Source organism: Pseudomonas rhizophila, assembly GCF_003033885.1.
In the GTDB taxonomy this organism is placed as follows: Bacteria; Pseudomonadota; Gammaproteobacteria; order Pseudomonadales; family Pseudomonadaceae; genus Aquipseudomonas; species Aquipseudomonas rhizophila.
Map to the genome: position 1 here is coordinate 5,304,720 of NZ_CP024081.1, position 12,721 is coordinate 5,317,440.

The following is a 12,721-nucleotide window of genomic DNA, read 5'->3' on the forward strand; positions in this document are numbered from 1 at the left end:
GCGACTCGGCCAGGCTGCCAGTCCCGGCGATGCCATCGCGGGCAAGCCTTGCTCCTACAGACTCACCTGAACCCGCGGATCGTGCTCCGACCAGCGCCAATTGCTTTCTCTCCCCCGCCTCTGCGACAATCGCGAACAATTCTCGTTACTTAAAACGTCGGTGATGCTTCGTGTCGTCAGCCCCAAGCCCCCACAGTGATCTGGTTGGTGCGTTGTACCGTGACCATCGCCGGTGGCTATTGGCATGGCTGCGCCGCAACGTGGCCTGCCCGCAACGGGCCGAAGATCTGAGCCAGGACACCTTCGTGCGCCTGCTGGGCCGGGAGGAACTGACAGCGCCCCGAGAGCCCAGGGCGTTTCTGGTGGCGATCGCCAAGGGACTGCTGTTCGATTATTTCCGTCGGGCGGCGCTGGAGCAGGCCTACCTCACCGAGCTGATGCTGATCCCGGAAAACGAACAGCCGTCGTTGGAAGAGCAGCAACTGATCGTCGAAGACCTCAAGGCTATCGATCGGCTGCTTGGCAAATTGTCGAGCAAGGCCCGCGCCGCCTTCCTCTACAACCGTCTCGACGGCCTCAGCCATGCAGAAATCGCCGAGCGCCTGGGGGTTTCCGTGCCCCGGGTGCGGCAGTACCTGGCCCAGGGCATGCGCCAGTGCTACATCGCGCTTTATGGTGAGCCGACATGAGCACGCCTTCTTCCAAACCCGTCTCGACCGGGGTTCTGGATGCGGCCATTGCCTGGCAACTGTCCCTGGACTCAGGCGGCGGTAGTGCCCAGGAGCGGGAAGCGTTCGCCCAATGGCATGCCGCCGACGAAGAACACGCCCGGGCCTGGCGGCAACTGGGCATGCTTGACCAACGCTTCAGTGTCGCCAACGGCCCTGGGCGAGCCGCGTTGTTGCAATCCAGAGCAAACATCCGTCGCCGGGTGCGCAAGCTCGGTAGCAGCCTGGCCAGCATTGTTGCAGTGATCGGCCTGGCGTTGTTTGCCGGAGATCGTTACTTGCCGCTGGATTACTGGCTGGCCGACCAGCGCACCGCCACCGGCGAACAACGCGTCCTGCGCTTGGCCGACGGCACGCTGATCAACCTCAACACCCACAGTGCGCTGGACGTGCGTTTCGATGACAAGCAGCGCCGCATTGTCCTGCAAGAAGGCGAGATCCTGGTGGAAACCGGCCACAACGACCCGCGTCCGTTTATCGTTGAAACCCGCGAAGGCAACATGCGCGCCCTGGGCACCCGGTTTTTGGTCAAGCGAGAAGCAGAAGGCACGCGCCTGAGCGTGTTGAAGTCGGCAGTGGCGGCGCATCCGCAGGCCACCGACGAAGAGCAGATCCTGCGCGAAGGCCAGCAGGTGTTGATGCGTCGCGACGGCCTCGGGCCGACGATGGCCCTGAATCCGGGTGCCGATGCCTGGACCCGCGGCATGCTGGTGGTGGACAACGCCCGCCTCGAAGACCTGGTCCATGAGCTGGGACGCTATCGTCGCGGCTACCTGGGTGTCGAGCCACAGGTGGCAGACCTGCGCATCACTGGCAGCTTCCCGCTGCACGACACCGATCTGGCACTCAGCGCCCTGCTCCCGACCTTGCCGGTACAGGTCGAGCATCACACGCGCTGGTGGGTGATGGTGGGGCCGAGGGCCGAGACCAAGCCTTGAGGCCCCATCGCGAGCAGGCTCGCTCCCACATTTGATCTTCAGTGATCCGCTGTGGGAGCGAGCCTGCTCGCGATGAAGCCGTCCCGATCCGAAGACCCGTTGGACACCTCACCCCAACCTGAATCTAAATTATTTTCATCCAGCCCTATCACTTTTGAATTTTCATCCGGCACCAAGGCAATTGAGAAATATTTCCATTCAGGAGCCGCCGTATGTCCCGCCCGCTAGACACCCTGTTGCGCCCCAGTCTGTTGGCCGTTGCCATCGCTTTTGCCGCCCCGTTGGTCAGCGGCCCGTTGCTGGCCGCCGAACAAGCCTCGAGCGTGCGCACCTACAACCTGCCCGCCGCACCATTGGCCAGCACCCTGAACCAGATCGCCAGTCAGGCCGGGCTCGCCCTGAGTCTGACCCCGTCCCTGGCCTCGGGCAAAACCTCGGCACCGGTCCAGGGCCAGTTCGATGCCATTGGCGCATTACGTGAGGCGTTGCGCGGCACCGGCCTTCAACTGCAACAAAGCAGCGCCGGCACCTACAGCCTGGTGGCCGTGCCCGAAGGCGTCATGGCTTTGCCGGAAACCAGCGTGATCGGCGCCGGCCTCAGCGAGACCGCGTGGGGTCCGACCGATGGCTATGTCGCCACTCGCACGGCAGCCGGCACCAAGACCGATACGCCGATTGTCGAACTGCCGCGCTCGGTTTCCGTGGTCACACGCCAGCAGATGGAAGATCGCTCGGTCCTCAACCTCAATGACGCCCTGCGCTACACCGCTGGCGTGCAGAGCAGCGGCTACGGCTCGGACTCACGCAACGACTGGCTGCTGGTGCGCGGTTTTGTACCGACGCAGTTCCTCGATGGTCTGCCGCTGCCCAAGGGCAACTACGTCACGCCGAAAATCGAGCCCTGGAACCTCGAACGCATCGCCGTGCTGCGTGGTCCGGCGTCTTCGATCTACGGCCAGACGCCACCCGGCGGCATGCTGGACATGGTCAGCCGTCGCCCGCAAGCTCAAAGCAGCCACGAGGTCGAACTGCAAGCCGGCAGCTACGAACACAAGCAGATCAACTTCGACAGCACCGGCAAGGTCGATGACGAAGGCCAGTTCCTGTATCGGGTCAGCGGCACGGTGCGCGACAGCAACGCCCAGGTCGATCACATCCCGGACAAACGCTACAACATCGCCCCCAGCCTGACCTGGAACATCAACGACGACACCCGTCTGACCTTCCTGTCTCAGTACACCCGCGACGACACCGGCATCACCGGGCAATTCCTGCCGCTGCAAGGCACCAAGCTGTCGTCGCCGGCCGGCAAGATTTCCCACCACAAAAACCTGGGTGACCCGGACTGGGAATTCTACGACCGCACCTACTACGCCCTCGGCTATGCGTTTGAACATCGTCTGAACGACACTTGGCAGTTCCGCCAGAACCTGCGCTATACCAAGAGCGACCTGGAGTTTCAGGGTGTCACTGCGGGCGGGCAGATCTGGCCGGCCGGCCCCGACGAAGCGGTCAGCGCCGACGGAACCGTGCAGCGAACAGCGGGTATCGTCGATGAAGACGTCAGCCAGTTCGCCGTGGACAACAACTTCCAGGCCGACTTCCAAACCGCAGCCCTGAGCCACACCTTGTTGCTGGGCCTGGATCACCAGCGCTCCAACAGCAACTCGCGCTGGCTGTGGGGCTCGACCGGCGTACCGGCCAGCAATATCCACAACCCGACCTACGGACAGGATTTCTCCAACGTCCAGTACTTCACCATGTACGACTACAACCAGAAGACCCAGCAAACCGGTCTCTACATCCAGGACCAGATCGCCCTGGACAACTGGCGTCTGACCCTGGGTGGTCGTGAAGACTGGATCCACACCGGCACCGAGTTCCACAACCAGGCCGGCGCGACCAACACCCAGCGCGACAAGAAATTCAGCGGCAACGCGGCGCTGAGCTACGTCTTCGACAATGGCGTGACGCCGTACATTTCTTTCGCCCAGTCCTTCCAGGCAGCGGCCGGAACCAACGTCAACAGCACCGATGCATTCAAGCCGACCGAAGGCGAACAGTACGAAGCGGGCATCAAGTACCAGCCACCCGGCACCAAAACCCTGCTGACGGCGGCGGTGTTCGACCTGACCCAGAAAAACAACTCTGTCACCGAAAACAACGTCACCCGCCAAGTGGGTGAAGTACAGGTACGTGGCCTGGAGTTGGAGGCCTCGGGCGACGTGACCGACAACCTGAAGCTCATCGGCTCCTACACCTACAACGACAGTGAAATCACCAAAGGCACGACGGCGGAAAAAGGCAAGCGCATGGCCCAGGTGCCGCGTAACCAAGCCACCGCCTGGGCGGACTACACCTGGCACAACGGCCCGCTGGACGGCTTTGGTGTCGGTGCGGGTGTGCGTTACGTCGGCGACACCTATGGCAACACCACCAACACCGACTGGGGCCATGTCGGCTCCTATACCGTGTATGACGCCTCGGCCCATTACGACCTGGGTCGCCTGGACAACTCGTTCAAAGGGGTATCGGTGGCGGTGGATGCAAAAAACGTCTTCAACAAGGACTACCTGTCCACGTGTGACGGTTTCTACTGCTACTACGGCGATCAACGCAGCGTCGTCGCCAGCGTGAATTACAAATGGTAAACGGTTAGCATTTGCGTAAACCTTTTGAAGGGCCACCTGTGGCCCTTTTTGCATTCGGATCAATCATGAAAAGCAAAACCATCCGTCGCTGGTCCTTCGTCCACACCTGGACCAGCCTGATCTGCACGGTATTTCTGCTGATGCTGGCAATCACCGGGCTGCCGTTGATTTTTCATCACGAAATCGAGCATCTGCTGGGCGACGCCCCCGAGCTTCGCGAAATGCCGGCCGACACACCGCCATTGGACCTTGCGCAACTGGTGGAAAAAGCCAAGGCCCATCGCCCCGGTGAGGTGGTCCAGTATTTTGGCTGGGACGAGGATGATCCCAACGGTGTCATCACCATCATGGCGCCGACGCCGGGCACCGAACCCAATTCCTCCCACACGTTCATGCTCGATGCCCGCACCGGCGAGGCCCTGGAAATGCCCTCGGCCAACGGCGGTTTCATGATGGTGATGCTGCGCCTGCATGTGGACATGTTCGCCGGCTTGCCAGGCAAGTTGCTGTTGGCGTTCATGGGCCTGTTGTTCGTGATCGCCATCGTTTCCGGTGTGGTGTTGTACCTGCCGTTCATGCGCCGCCTGAAATTCGCCACGGTGCGCCAGGATAAATCCACGCGCCTGCGCTGGCTCGATTTGCACAACCTGATCGGCGTGGTCACGCTGGTCTGGGCGCTGACGGTGGGCGTGACCGGCGTCATCGCGGCGTGCGCCGACCTGATCATCGCCGCCTGGCGCAATGACAGCCTCAGCGCCATGGTCGAGCCCTATCGCGACGCCCCGCCGCTGACGCAACTGGCCCCAGCGACCCGCTTGCTGGACATCGCCAAAGAGGTTGCGCCGGGCATGGTACCCAGCTTCATCGCCTTCCCCGGTACGCTGTTTTCCAGCGAACACCACTACAGCGTGTTCATGAAAGGTGACACCCACCTGACCTCCCATCTGCTGACACCCGTATTGATCGACGCCAGCACCCTGGACGTCACCGCCGTGGCTGAACGGCCGTGGTACATGGATATGATGAGCCTGTCCCTGCCGCTGCACTTCGGCGACTACGGCGGTCGGCCGATGCAGATTTTCTGGGCGACCCTGGACGTGCTGACCATCATCGTCCTCGGCAGCGGCGTCTACCTGTGGCTCGTGCGGCGAAAAGCGGCCAAGCGCGCAGCGGTCGCAGCGCAGGTGGTCTCGTGAGGCCCCGGCAGTCGAGTTTCTGGAAAGTGTTTGGTATTCCCGTGGCAATCGGCGTGCTGAGCGCGGCGGGGTTGTTTTCGGCATTGCTCGGCGATGGGGTCTGGGATGCCGTGAGTTGGGTGGGTTTGGGCGTGCCGACGGTGCTGGGAACCTGGGGGCTGATCAAACGCAGATAACTTCAGCCCGACGCGGACCCAATGTGGGAGCGAGCCTGCTCGCGATGGCGGTGAACCAGTCACATTGATATCGACTGACACTGCGCTATCGCGAGCAGGCTCGCTCCCACACTGGCATCCAATAGGCCTCGCCAGCCGAACCGGAACTGTCTAGGCTAAGCCCTTGCCCGTTAATCGAGGATACCTGCATGTCGGCCCCCAGCATGACGTTGTTCCACAACCCCGCTTCGCCTTTCGTGCGCAAGGTCCTGGTGCTGCTGCACGAAACCGGCCAGCAAGACCGCGTGGCGTTGCAGCTCAGCCAGCTCACGCCGGTCAGGCCAGACCAGGCACTCATTGATGACAACCCCCTGAGCAAGATCCCGGCCTTGCGCCTGGCCAATGGCAATGTGCTCCACGACAGTCGCGTCATTCTTGATTACCTCGACCACCAGCACGTCGGCAATCCGCTGATTCCCCGCGACGGCGCAGCCCGGTGGCGACGCCTGACCCTGGCGTCCCTGGCTGACGGAATCATGGACGCCGCGGTGATGATTCGCTACGAAACCGCCCTGCGACCCGTCGAAAAACACTGGGCCGAGTGGCTCGATGCGCAACGGGACAAGATCCGCCGCGCCCTGGGCATGCTCGAAGCCGAGGCGATAGCCGAACTGGCCTGCCATTTCGACATTGCGTCCATCAGCGTGGCCTGCGCCCTGGGTTACCTGGACCTGCGCCATCCCGATCTGGAATGGCGCAAGGCCAATCCACAATTGGCAGCGTGGTTTGCCGAAGTGAGCTTGCGGCCTTCGATGGTCGAGACAGTGCCTAGAATCTAGCCCTGCGTTAGCCATACTGGCCTTGTCGCGGGCAAGCCTTGCTCCCACATAGACCTTGCTCCGCCTTTGGGAGCAAGGCTTGCCCGCGATGGCAGCGCAGCGGATCCAAGGGAAACAACTGCCCTATGCGAGTCACCAGCACTGCTCGCCATTGCCGGTCCTCGCGCAACCCCAGCGACCGGCTCATTTCACCTCTCCCAGATCGAACGTCATCGCAGCCGTCGGCTTCGCTCCCACCCGGTACCAGTCCAGCTTACGGGTCAATACCATGAACACACCGAGCAGACCGAACAGCAACAGCGAGCCCATCAGCAAGGCGTAGTCCTCGGCACTCAACAATCCATAGAGCAAACCGTACAAGCCCGCCAACCCCGCCGAAAACCCCAGGCCGTGGCTCACGCTGCGCAACACATGACAGACATAGAACCCGATCAGCAGCACACAGGCGCTGGCTGACAGCAAATACGCCAGGGCAAAACCGATGTGTTCCGACAGGGACAGCAGCAACAGGTAAAAGAACGCCAGCGCCACGCCCACCAAGGCGTACTGGACCGGATGCACCGCCAGGCTCTTGAGCACTTCGAAGAGAAAGAACCCGGCAAACGTCAACGCTATGAACAGCAGTGCATATTTGATCGCCCGGTCGCTCTTGAGGTATTGGTCCACCGGGTCGATGAAACTCACACCAAAGGCACGGCTGCGAAACGCTTCACAGCCATCGCTTGGCTCGCAGGCTTGCAAGGTTTCCAGCAGGTTGGTAGAGAAAAACGAGGTCTGCCAGTCGGCACTGAAGCCCTGCTCATTGATGTCGCGCTGGGTCGGCAGGTAGTTGCCGATAAAGCTGGGGTGCGGCCAGTCGGCCGACAGGTGCACTTGGGTGGACTTACCTACCGGCAGAATCTGTAACTGACCGGTGCCTTGCAGCCGCAGGTCGAAACCGAAGGTCAGCTCAGTGCTGCCCTGGGCCGTGACCATTGGCAGCGGCACATGCACGCCCTGCCCCAGCCAGCCGATCCGCGAGCCGGGCAGGAAATCGACGGTCTGCTGGTTGAGCTTCAGGGTCAGTGCATTCTCGATACCGCGGATGTCGCTGATGCCCACGCTCAGATAGGGCTCGTCAAAGCGGTAGTCGGCAAAATCCTTGGTGGCCACGCCGAAACGCTCAGGCACCTTGAAGTGGCCGTCGATCCGGTTGTCGGCATGAAACAACCGCGCCTCGTAGATCCCGCGTGCACGGGTTTCTGTGCGGATCTGGCCGTCGACGTCCAATTGCTCCGGCAGAAAATATAACTCACCGCTTTGCTCGACGGTTTCCAGGAACCGCGCGCCGGTCTTCTCGTTGGTATTCCAGACCCGCACATCCTTGCGAAACGGCACCACGATCATCGGCCCGATGAGTTGCTGGCTGTGACTGGAACTGCGGGCGATGTCCTGCAGTACACCGTCGCGCAGTTCCTGACGCTCGTCGATGAGGCCGTTGATCATCAACAACGGGATCATCAGCAGGAGGATCAATAGGGCAATCATGCCCAGTTTTACGGCGAGGCTGCGGTTCATGTGGGGCTCTCCCTGTTCGAATGAGGGAGAGCTTGAGCCGGCTGTGTGCTGGGGTTATGGAGAGATTGTGGAGATTGTGTGGAGACTACCCAAGGCTCGCTCCCACAGGGTTGTGTTCTGTCAGGCGGCAGAGGCGGTTTCAAGGCAACCGCAAAACCACCTCAACCCCACCCTCGACATTGCCAATACTGAACTCCCCGGCATGCAACTGCACCACTTCCTCCACAAAGTTGAGGCCCAACCCGGTGCTCTTGCGACCGCTGTCAGGGCGCGGCAGGGAGTAGAAGCGTTCACTCAGACGCGGCAGGGCGTAGGCGGGAATCGGTTCGGCCTGATTGAACAGCCGGATCTCGACGCGGTTGCCGACACGCTCGGCACTCATGCGCAACAACCCGTTGACGGGCGTGAAGTCCAGGGCGTTTGCCAGCAGATTGCCCAGGGCCTGACGCAACAGAAACGGCTCCCCCGTCAATGTCAGGTCCACGGCAATGTGCCGCTCGATCTGCAAATGCCGGCTTTCGATCCAGCCACTGCGGGCCTCCAGCAGTTCGTCCATCAATGCCGCCAGCGGCACGGCAACCTCTTCTTCCAGTCCCTGTCGCTGCTCGACCTGGGCCAGGTTGAGCAAACGCTCGATCAACTGCTGCATGCGCACGCTTTCGTTGTCGATGTTGCTGACGAAACGCAGACGCTGGGCCGTCGGCATGTCGCTCTGCAGCAACTCGGCGGCACCACGGATTGCCGCCAGCGGGCTCTTGAGTTCGTGAGTCAGGGTGTGCACGTAGCGCTCGACGTAAGCCTTGCCTTCCAGTTGGGTGCGCATGTGTTCCACCGCACCGGCCAGTTGCTCGAACTCGCCACCGCGATAATGCGGCACCTCTACCCGTTGCCCTTGGCTGACGGCCTCGGCATAAACAGTCAAACGCCGTAGCGCCGCGCTCAGCCACCACGACAACAAGGCGCCCAACAGCAGCCCCAGGCCGATCAACCCGGCGCCGTAAGCCAACAGGCGCCGCTCGGTGCGGTCGACATAGGGTTGCAGCGAACTGTTGGGCTTGGCCACGGTGACCACGCCGATAATCCGGCCGTTGTCGCGAATCGGCGCGCCAACGTGCATCACCGAAGACGTCGGATCATCGGCAACGCTGCGGGTCGAGCGTGCGCCGTATTGCCCGCGCAGGGTCAGGTAGACATCGTTCCAGCGCGAATAATCCTGGCCCACCGCCACACCGCTGGAGTCGAGCACCACAATCCCCTTGGCGTCCGTGACGTAGATGCGATGGTTGACCTGGTTCTTTGGCAACCCCCAGATCGATGCTGCAGGCTGGCGCTCACCGTAAGCCTTGAGCAGTTGCGGCCAGCGGTTCTGGTTGAGGGTGCCGGCCTTGAAATCGTCCCGCAGGATCTCGGCCATCAGGTTAGCGGTGTCCACCAGGGTTTCTTCGGTGGACTGGCGCACGCCGGGGCGTATTTCTTCCATCACTGTGTTGAGGACGAAATACCCGGTCAAACCAATGAACAGCACATACACCAGGAAAATCCGGATGCCCAGCGACATCAGCTATGTCCCGGGCTGTAGCTGTAGCCGAGGCCACGGTGAGTCTGGATCGGTTCAGCCTCGGCCCTGACCAGACGCAATTTGGCGCGCACGCTCTTGATGTGGCTGTCGATGCTGCGCTCGTAGCCGGCATCACTGGCCACACCCAGGGCGTCGAGCAGTTGTTCGCGGCTGAACACACGCTCGGGTTGCTCCAGCAGACAGTTCAACAGGCGGAATTCGTGACGGGTGAGGTTCAGCGGTCGGCCACGATAGTGGATCTGCACCCGCTCTGTGTCGACCTGAAATAGCCCGGCGCCCAGATCCGTGGGCGGTCGCGGCGCGACGCGCTTGAGGATGGCGCGGACCCTCGCCGCCACTTCCCGAGGGCTGAACGGTTTGACCACATAATCGTCGGCCCCGATCTCCAGCCCCACTACCCGGTCGATCTCAGCATCCCGGGCTGTAAGAAAGATGACCGGAACGTCGCTGAAACGTCTGAGATTTTTGCACGTCTCGAATCCGCTGATATCCGGCAGGCCCACGTCGAGGATGATCAGGTCCGCCGGGGTGTATTTCTGATGCTCAAGCGCAGCCGCGCCAAGGTTCAGCCAGGTGGTGCCGAAACCCTCCCCTTGCAGGGCAAACACCAGCGTATCGGCAATGGCGGCTTCGTCTTCGACAATCAGAATGTGAGGCATGGCGTCCGCGCCCGACAGTAAAGTTGCCGGAACGGTGCCCCAACCCCGGGGGCACGTCAATCAGGGAAATCAGCAGTCGGGCTTGTCAGCGGTAAAACGTCGGGCCGGGTTCACCGCCGCATCAAACTCGCGCAGGGCCTTGGCGCCGATCAGCAGCGGGTAGTTGAAGCTGCTGCGGTCCGTCAGGTTGACCTCAACGGTCCGCTTGACATCACCCAGGCACATTTCAAGCTCCACCACCGGACGTTTGCTGGGGGCAGCCGATTCGTCGTCTTCATCTTCCTCCGAGCGGGTCTTGATCTTGCTGATGCGTGCGACCTTGTGCTCAAAGAGCTTGTTGCTCGCGCCTTTGGTCGCCAGGCGGAACCGTACCCAGTCCTCGCCGTCGCGGGTAAAGGTTTCGATGTCCTTGGCCGACAGCGAGGCCGTCAGGGCGCCGGTGTCCATCTTGGCCTTGAGCACCTCACCGCCGATTTCCGGCAGCGCGATGTATTCGTAGCGCCCGTACAGGGTCGGTTCGGCGGCCAGCACTGGAAGGGCCACCAGGGAAAGCAGAGCGAGAAGGGATTTCACGTAATGGACTTCCTTTGTAAGGGTGGGCAGCGGGATTTTAGACCGTGGGCTGTGAATTCGTTCGGTTGGCGTCAAGAACATCTCTGCCGGGGAAAGGGGGTCTGTGGGAGCAAAGCCTGCTTGCGATACGGGCACCACGGTTTTCCAGAGAAATGGCGTTACCTTCATCGCGAGCAAGCTTTGCTCCCACAGATCACTTCGCTCGTTTCACCTCGATTTGGTCTGCCGCCCGAAGCTGCTTATCATGGCCCGCCCACCTGTTTGCAAGAGTCATTTATGCGCCGCCTGCTCACCGGCTGTTTTGTCACCCTTCTGCTGTTACTCAACACCCTGGTGCTGTTCGGGCCGTTGATGGTGTTCGCGCTGCTCAAACTGGTCCTGCCCGGGCGTCTTCGTGATTACGCCTCGTGGGCGGTGATGTGGATCGCCGAAACCTGGGCCGAAATCGACAAACTGATCTTTGCCCTGTGCATCCCCACCCGCTGGGACATACGCGGCGGTGGCGACTTGCGCCGCGACACCTCTTATCTGGTCATCAGCAATCACCAGTCCTGGGTCGACATCCCCGCGCTGATCCAGGCCCTCAACCGGCGTACGCCGTTCTTCAAGTTTTTCCTCAAGAAAGAGTTGATCTGGGTACCGTTCCTGGGCCTGGCCTGGTGGGCGCTGGATTACCCTTTCATGAAACGCTACACCAAGGCCTTCCTGGCAAAAAATCCGGAGCTGGCAGGCAAAGACTTGGAAATCACCCGTCAGGCCTGCGAGCTGTTCAAGCGCCAACCGGTCACCGTGGTGAATTACCTCGAAGGCACACGCTTCACCGCCGCCAAGAGCCAACAGCAACAGTCTCCCTTCACCCACCTGCTCAAACCCAAGGCCGGTGGCGTGGCATTCGTGCTGGCGGCGCTGGGCGAGCAACTGGACGCGGTGCTGGACGTGACGGTGGTGTACCCCCAGGAACGGACGCCGGGGTTCTGGGATTTAATCAGCGGTGCGGTGCCGAAGGTCATTATCGACATCCAGACCCGCGAGCTGGACCCGGCGCTGTGGCAGGGCGATTACGAAAACGATCCGGTGTTTCGCCAGCATGTCCAGAACTGGGTGAACCAGCTCTGGATCGAAAAAGATCAGCGCATCGCCGCCTTGCGCAGCGAGCGCGACTGATCAGATACCCGCGCCTGCCCCCCAGATTCCACCCAAGTTCTGCAGCAGCGAACTGGCCACGCCCTGCTGGCCGAGGTATTCAAGGATCACCGGGGCAAACTGGCCGATCATGCCGCTGTCCATGCCCAGCGCGCTGAAGGCGTTGTTCAGGTCGTGGGTGTCCTTGACGTTACCCAGCAGACCGTCGAGCAAGGCGTTCTTGTCCGACCCGCCACCGAGCAAACCGCCCAGGCCACCCAAGCCATTCAGCCCACCGATAGCGTTGTTGCCAGCGATCTGATCGAGGCCCGGCACGCTTTTGCTCAATTCGGAAAACTGCGGCTCACTGAGTCGGTTCTTCGCCAGCCCCAGCATCGCACCAGCACCGCCGATGGCCTGTTCCGGGGTGATCTTGAGCTCCGAGCCCAGGGTATTGAGCAACCCGGCGGCTTGCGGCGCAGCTGCCACCGCGCCCTCCCCCGGCTGATCGCCCTGCATCGCCGCCACCGCATTGGCCGCATCACTGAGGCTGAACTGCGCGAAGGCCGGGCTGCTTGCCAGCGCGAGCAGGCAAGACAGTGCAAAACCTCGTGAAACCTTCATCCGGGACATCCTCTTGAGCATGAAAAAACCGCTCATAAAGAGCGGCGTAAAGCGTGCGTTGGACTGGGGTCCAGGGGGATTGTTCCCTGCTGCCCTGCTC

Annotated in this window: 12 protein-coding genes; 7 read left to right on the forward strand and 5 right to left on the reverse strand. The window is 61.7% G+C overall.

The features are described 5' to 3' along the window. The first annotated feature begins 170 nt into the window (after positions 1-170). The 6 genes from CRX69_RS24635 (at position 171) to CRX69_RS24660 (ending at position 6,507) form a co-directional block, all read left to right on the forward strand. Positions 171-689: an RNA polymerase sigma factor gene (locus CRX69_RS24635; RefSeq protein ID WP_107323013.1), complete on the forward strand. Its 519-nt coding sequence runs from the start codon at positions 171-173 to the stop codon at positions 687-689. Next, on the forward strand, positions 686-1,666 hold the full coding sequence (locus tag CRX69_RS24640) for a FecR domain-containing protein (RefSeq protein ID WP_047228129.1): 981 nt from the start codon (positions 686-688) through the stop codon (positions 1,664-1,666). Before CRX69_RS24635 ends, CRX69_RS24640 begins: the two co-directional genes overlap by 4 nt. Positions 1,667-1,878: 212 nt before the next feature. Further along, positions 1,879-4,317 (forward strand): TonB-dependent siderophore receptor, encoded by a 2,439-nt coding sequence (locus CRX69_RS24645; protein ID WP_107323014.1) that lies wholly within the window; start codon positions 1,879-1,881, stop codon positions 4,315-4,317. A 65-nt stretch (positions 4,318-4,382) separates the two neighbouring features. Next, entirely contained in the window at positions 4,383-5,513 is a 1,131-nt protein-coding gene (locus CRX69_RS24650; protein ID WP_107323015.1) for a PepSY-associated TM helix domain-containing protein, read from the forward strand. After that, positions 5,510-5,689, forward strand: coding sequence for a hypothetical protein (locus CRX69_RS24655; RefSeq protein WP_047228132.1), 180 nt, complete (start codon positions 5,510-5,512; stop codon positions 5,687-5,689). The genes CRX69_RS24650 and CRX69_RS24655 overlap by 4 nt, the downstream gene beginning before the upstream one ends. A gap of 188 nt (positions 5,690-5,877) precedes the next feature. Further along, a complete protein-coding gene (locus tag CRX69_RS24660; protein WP_076383408.1) occupies positions 5,878-6,507 on the forward strand; it encodes a glutathione S-transferase in 630 nt (209 codons plus the stop codon). A 183-nt stretch (positions 6,508-6,690) separates the two neighbouring features. Here CRX69_RS24660 and creD read toward each other — a convergent pair whose 3' ends face one another. From creD to rloA2, 4 genes are all read right to left on the reverse strand, one after another. Continuing rightward, complete coding sequence (gene creD / locus CRX69_RS24665; protein WP_107323016.1) at positions 6,691-8,064, reverse strand: cell envelope integrity protein CreD; 1,374 nt, start codon at positions 8,062-8,064, stop codon at positions 6,691-6,693. Positions 8,065-8,203: 139 nt separating this feature from the next. Continuing rightward, positions 8,204-9,622, reverse strand: a complete 1,419-nt coding sequence (gene creC, locus CRX69_RS24670; RefSeq protein ID WP_107323017.1) for a two-component system sensor histidine kinase CreC — start codon at positions 9,620-9,622, stop codon at positions 8,204-8,206. Further along, a complete protein-coding gene (gene creB / locus CRX69_RS24675) occupies positions 9,622-10,302 on the reverse strand; it encodes a two-component system response regulator CreB (protein WP_107323018.1) in 681 nt (226 codons plus the stop codon). The genes creC and creB overlap by 1 nt, the downstream gene beginning before the upstream one ends. Positions 10,303-10,371: 69 nt before the next feature. Next, positions 10,372-10,875 carry a retropepsin-like aspartic peptidase RloA2 gene (gene rloA2, locus CRX69_RS24680; RefSeq protein WP_047228137.1) on the reverse strand — a complete coding sequence of 168 codons (504 nt, stop codon included), beginning with the start codon at positions 10,873-10,875 and terminating at the stop codon, positions 10,372-10,374. 276 nt (positions 10,876-11,151) lie between these two features. Between rloA2 and CRX69_RS24685 the strand changes: the two genes are divergently transcribed. Further along, positions 11,152-12,039: an acyltransferase gene (locus CRX69_RS24685; protein ID WP_107323019.1), complete on the forward strand. Its 888-nt coding sequence runs from the start codon at positions 11,152-11,154 to the stop codon at positions 12,037-12,039. Here CRX69_RS24685 and CRX69_RS24690 read toward each other — a convergent pair whose 3' ends face one another. Then, positions 12,040-12,621 carry a DUF2780 domain-containing protein gene (locus CRX69_RS24690; RefSeq protein ID WP_047228139.1) on the reverse strand — a complete coding sequence of 194 codons (582 nt, stop codon included), beginning with the start codon at positions 12,619-12,621 and terminating at the stop codon, positions 12,040-12,042. Between the last annotated feature and the right edge of the window lie 100 nt (positions 12,622-12,721).

Bases quoted from the DNA above. Each gene is read 5' to 3' on its own strand.
- creC (WP_107323017.1), bottom strand. From the start codon at position 9,622: ATGTCGCTGGGCATCCGGATTTTCCTGGTGTATGTGCTGTTCATTGGT.
- CRX69_RS24685 (WP_107323019.1), top strand. From the start codon at position 11,152: ATGCGCCGCCTGCTCACCGGCTGTTTTGTCACCCTTCTGCTGTTACTC.
- creD (WP_107323016.1), bottom strand. From the start codon at position 8,064: ATGAACCGCAGCCTCGCCGTAAAACTGGGCATGATTGCCCTATTGATC.
- CRX69_RS24690 (WP_047228139.1), bottom strand. From the start codon at position 12,621: ATGAAGGTTTCACGAGGTTTTGCACTGTCTTGCCTGCTCGCGCTGGCA.
- CRX69_RS24650 (WP_107323015.1), top strand. From the start codon at position 4,383: ATGAAAAGCAAAACCATCCGTCGCTGGTCCTTCGTCCACACCTGGACC.
- CRX69_RS24640 (WP_047228129.1), top strand. From the start codon at position 686: ATGAGCACGCCTTCTTCCAAACCCGTCTCGACCGGGGTTCTGGATGCG.
- CRX69_RS24660 (WP_076383408.1), top strand. From the start codon at position 5,878: ATGTCGGCCCCCAGCATGACGTTGTTCCACAACCCCGCTTCGCCTTTC.
- CRX69_RS24645 (WP_107323014.1), top strand. From the start codon at position 1,879: ATGTCCCGCCCGCTAGACACCCTGTTGCGCCCCAGTCTGTTGGCCGTT.
- creB (WP_107323018.1), bottom strand. From the start codon at position 10,302: ATGCCTCACATTCTGATTGTCGAAGACGAAGCCGCCATTGCCGATACG.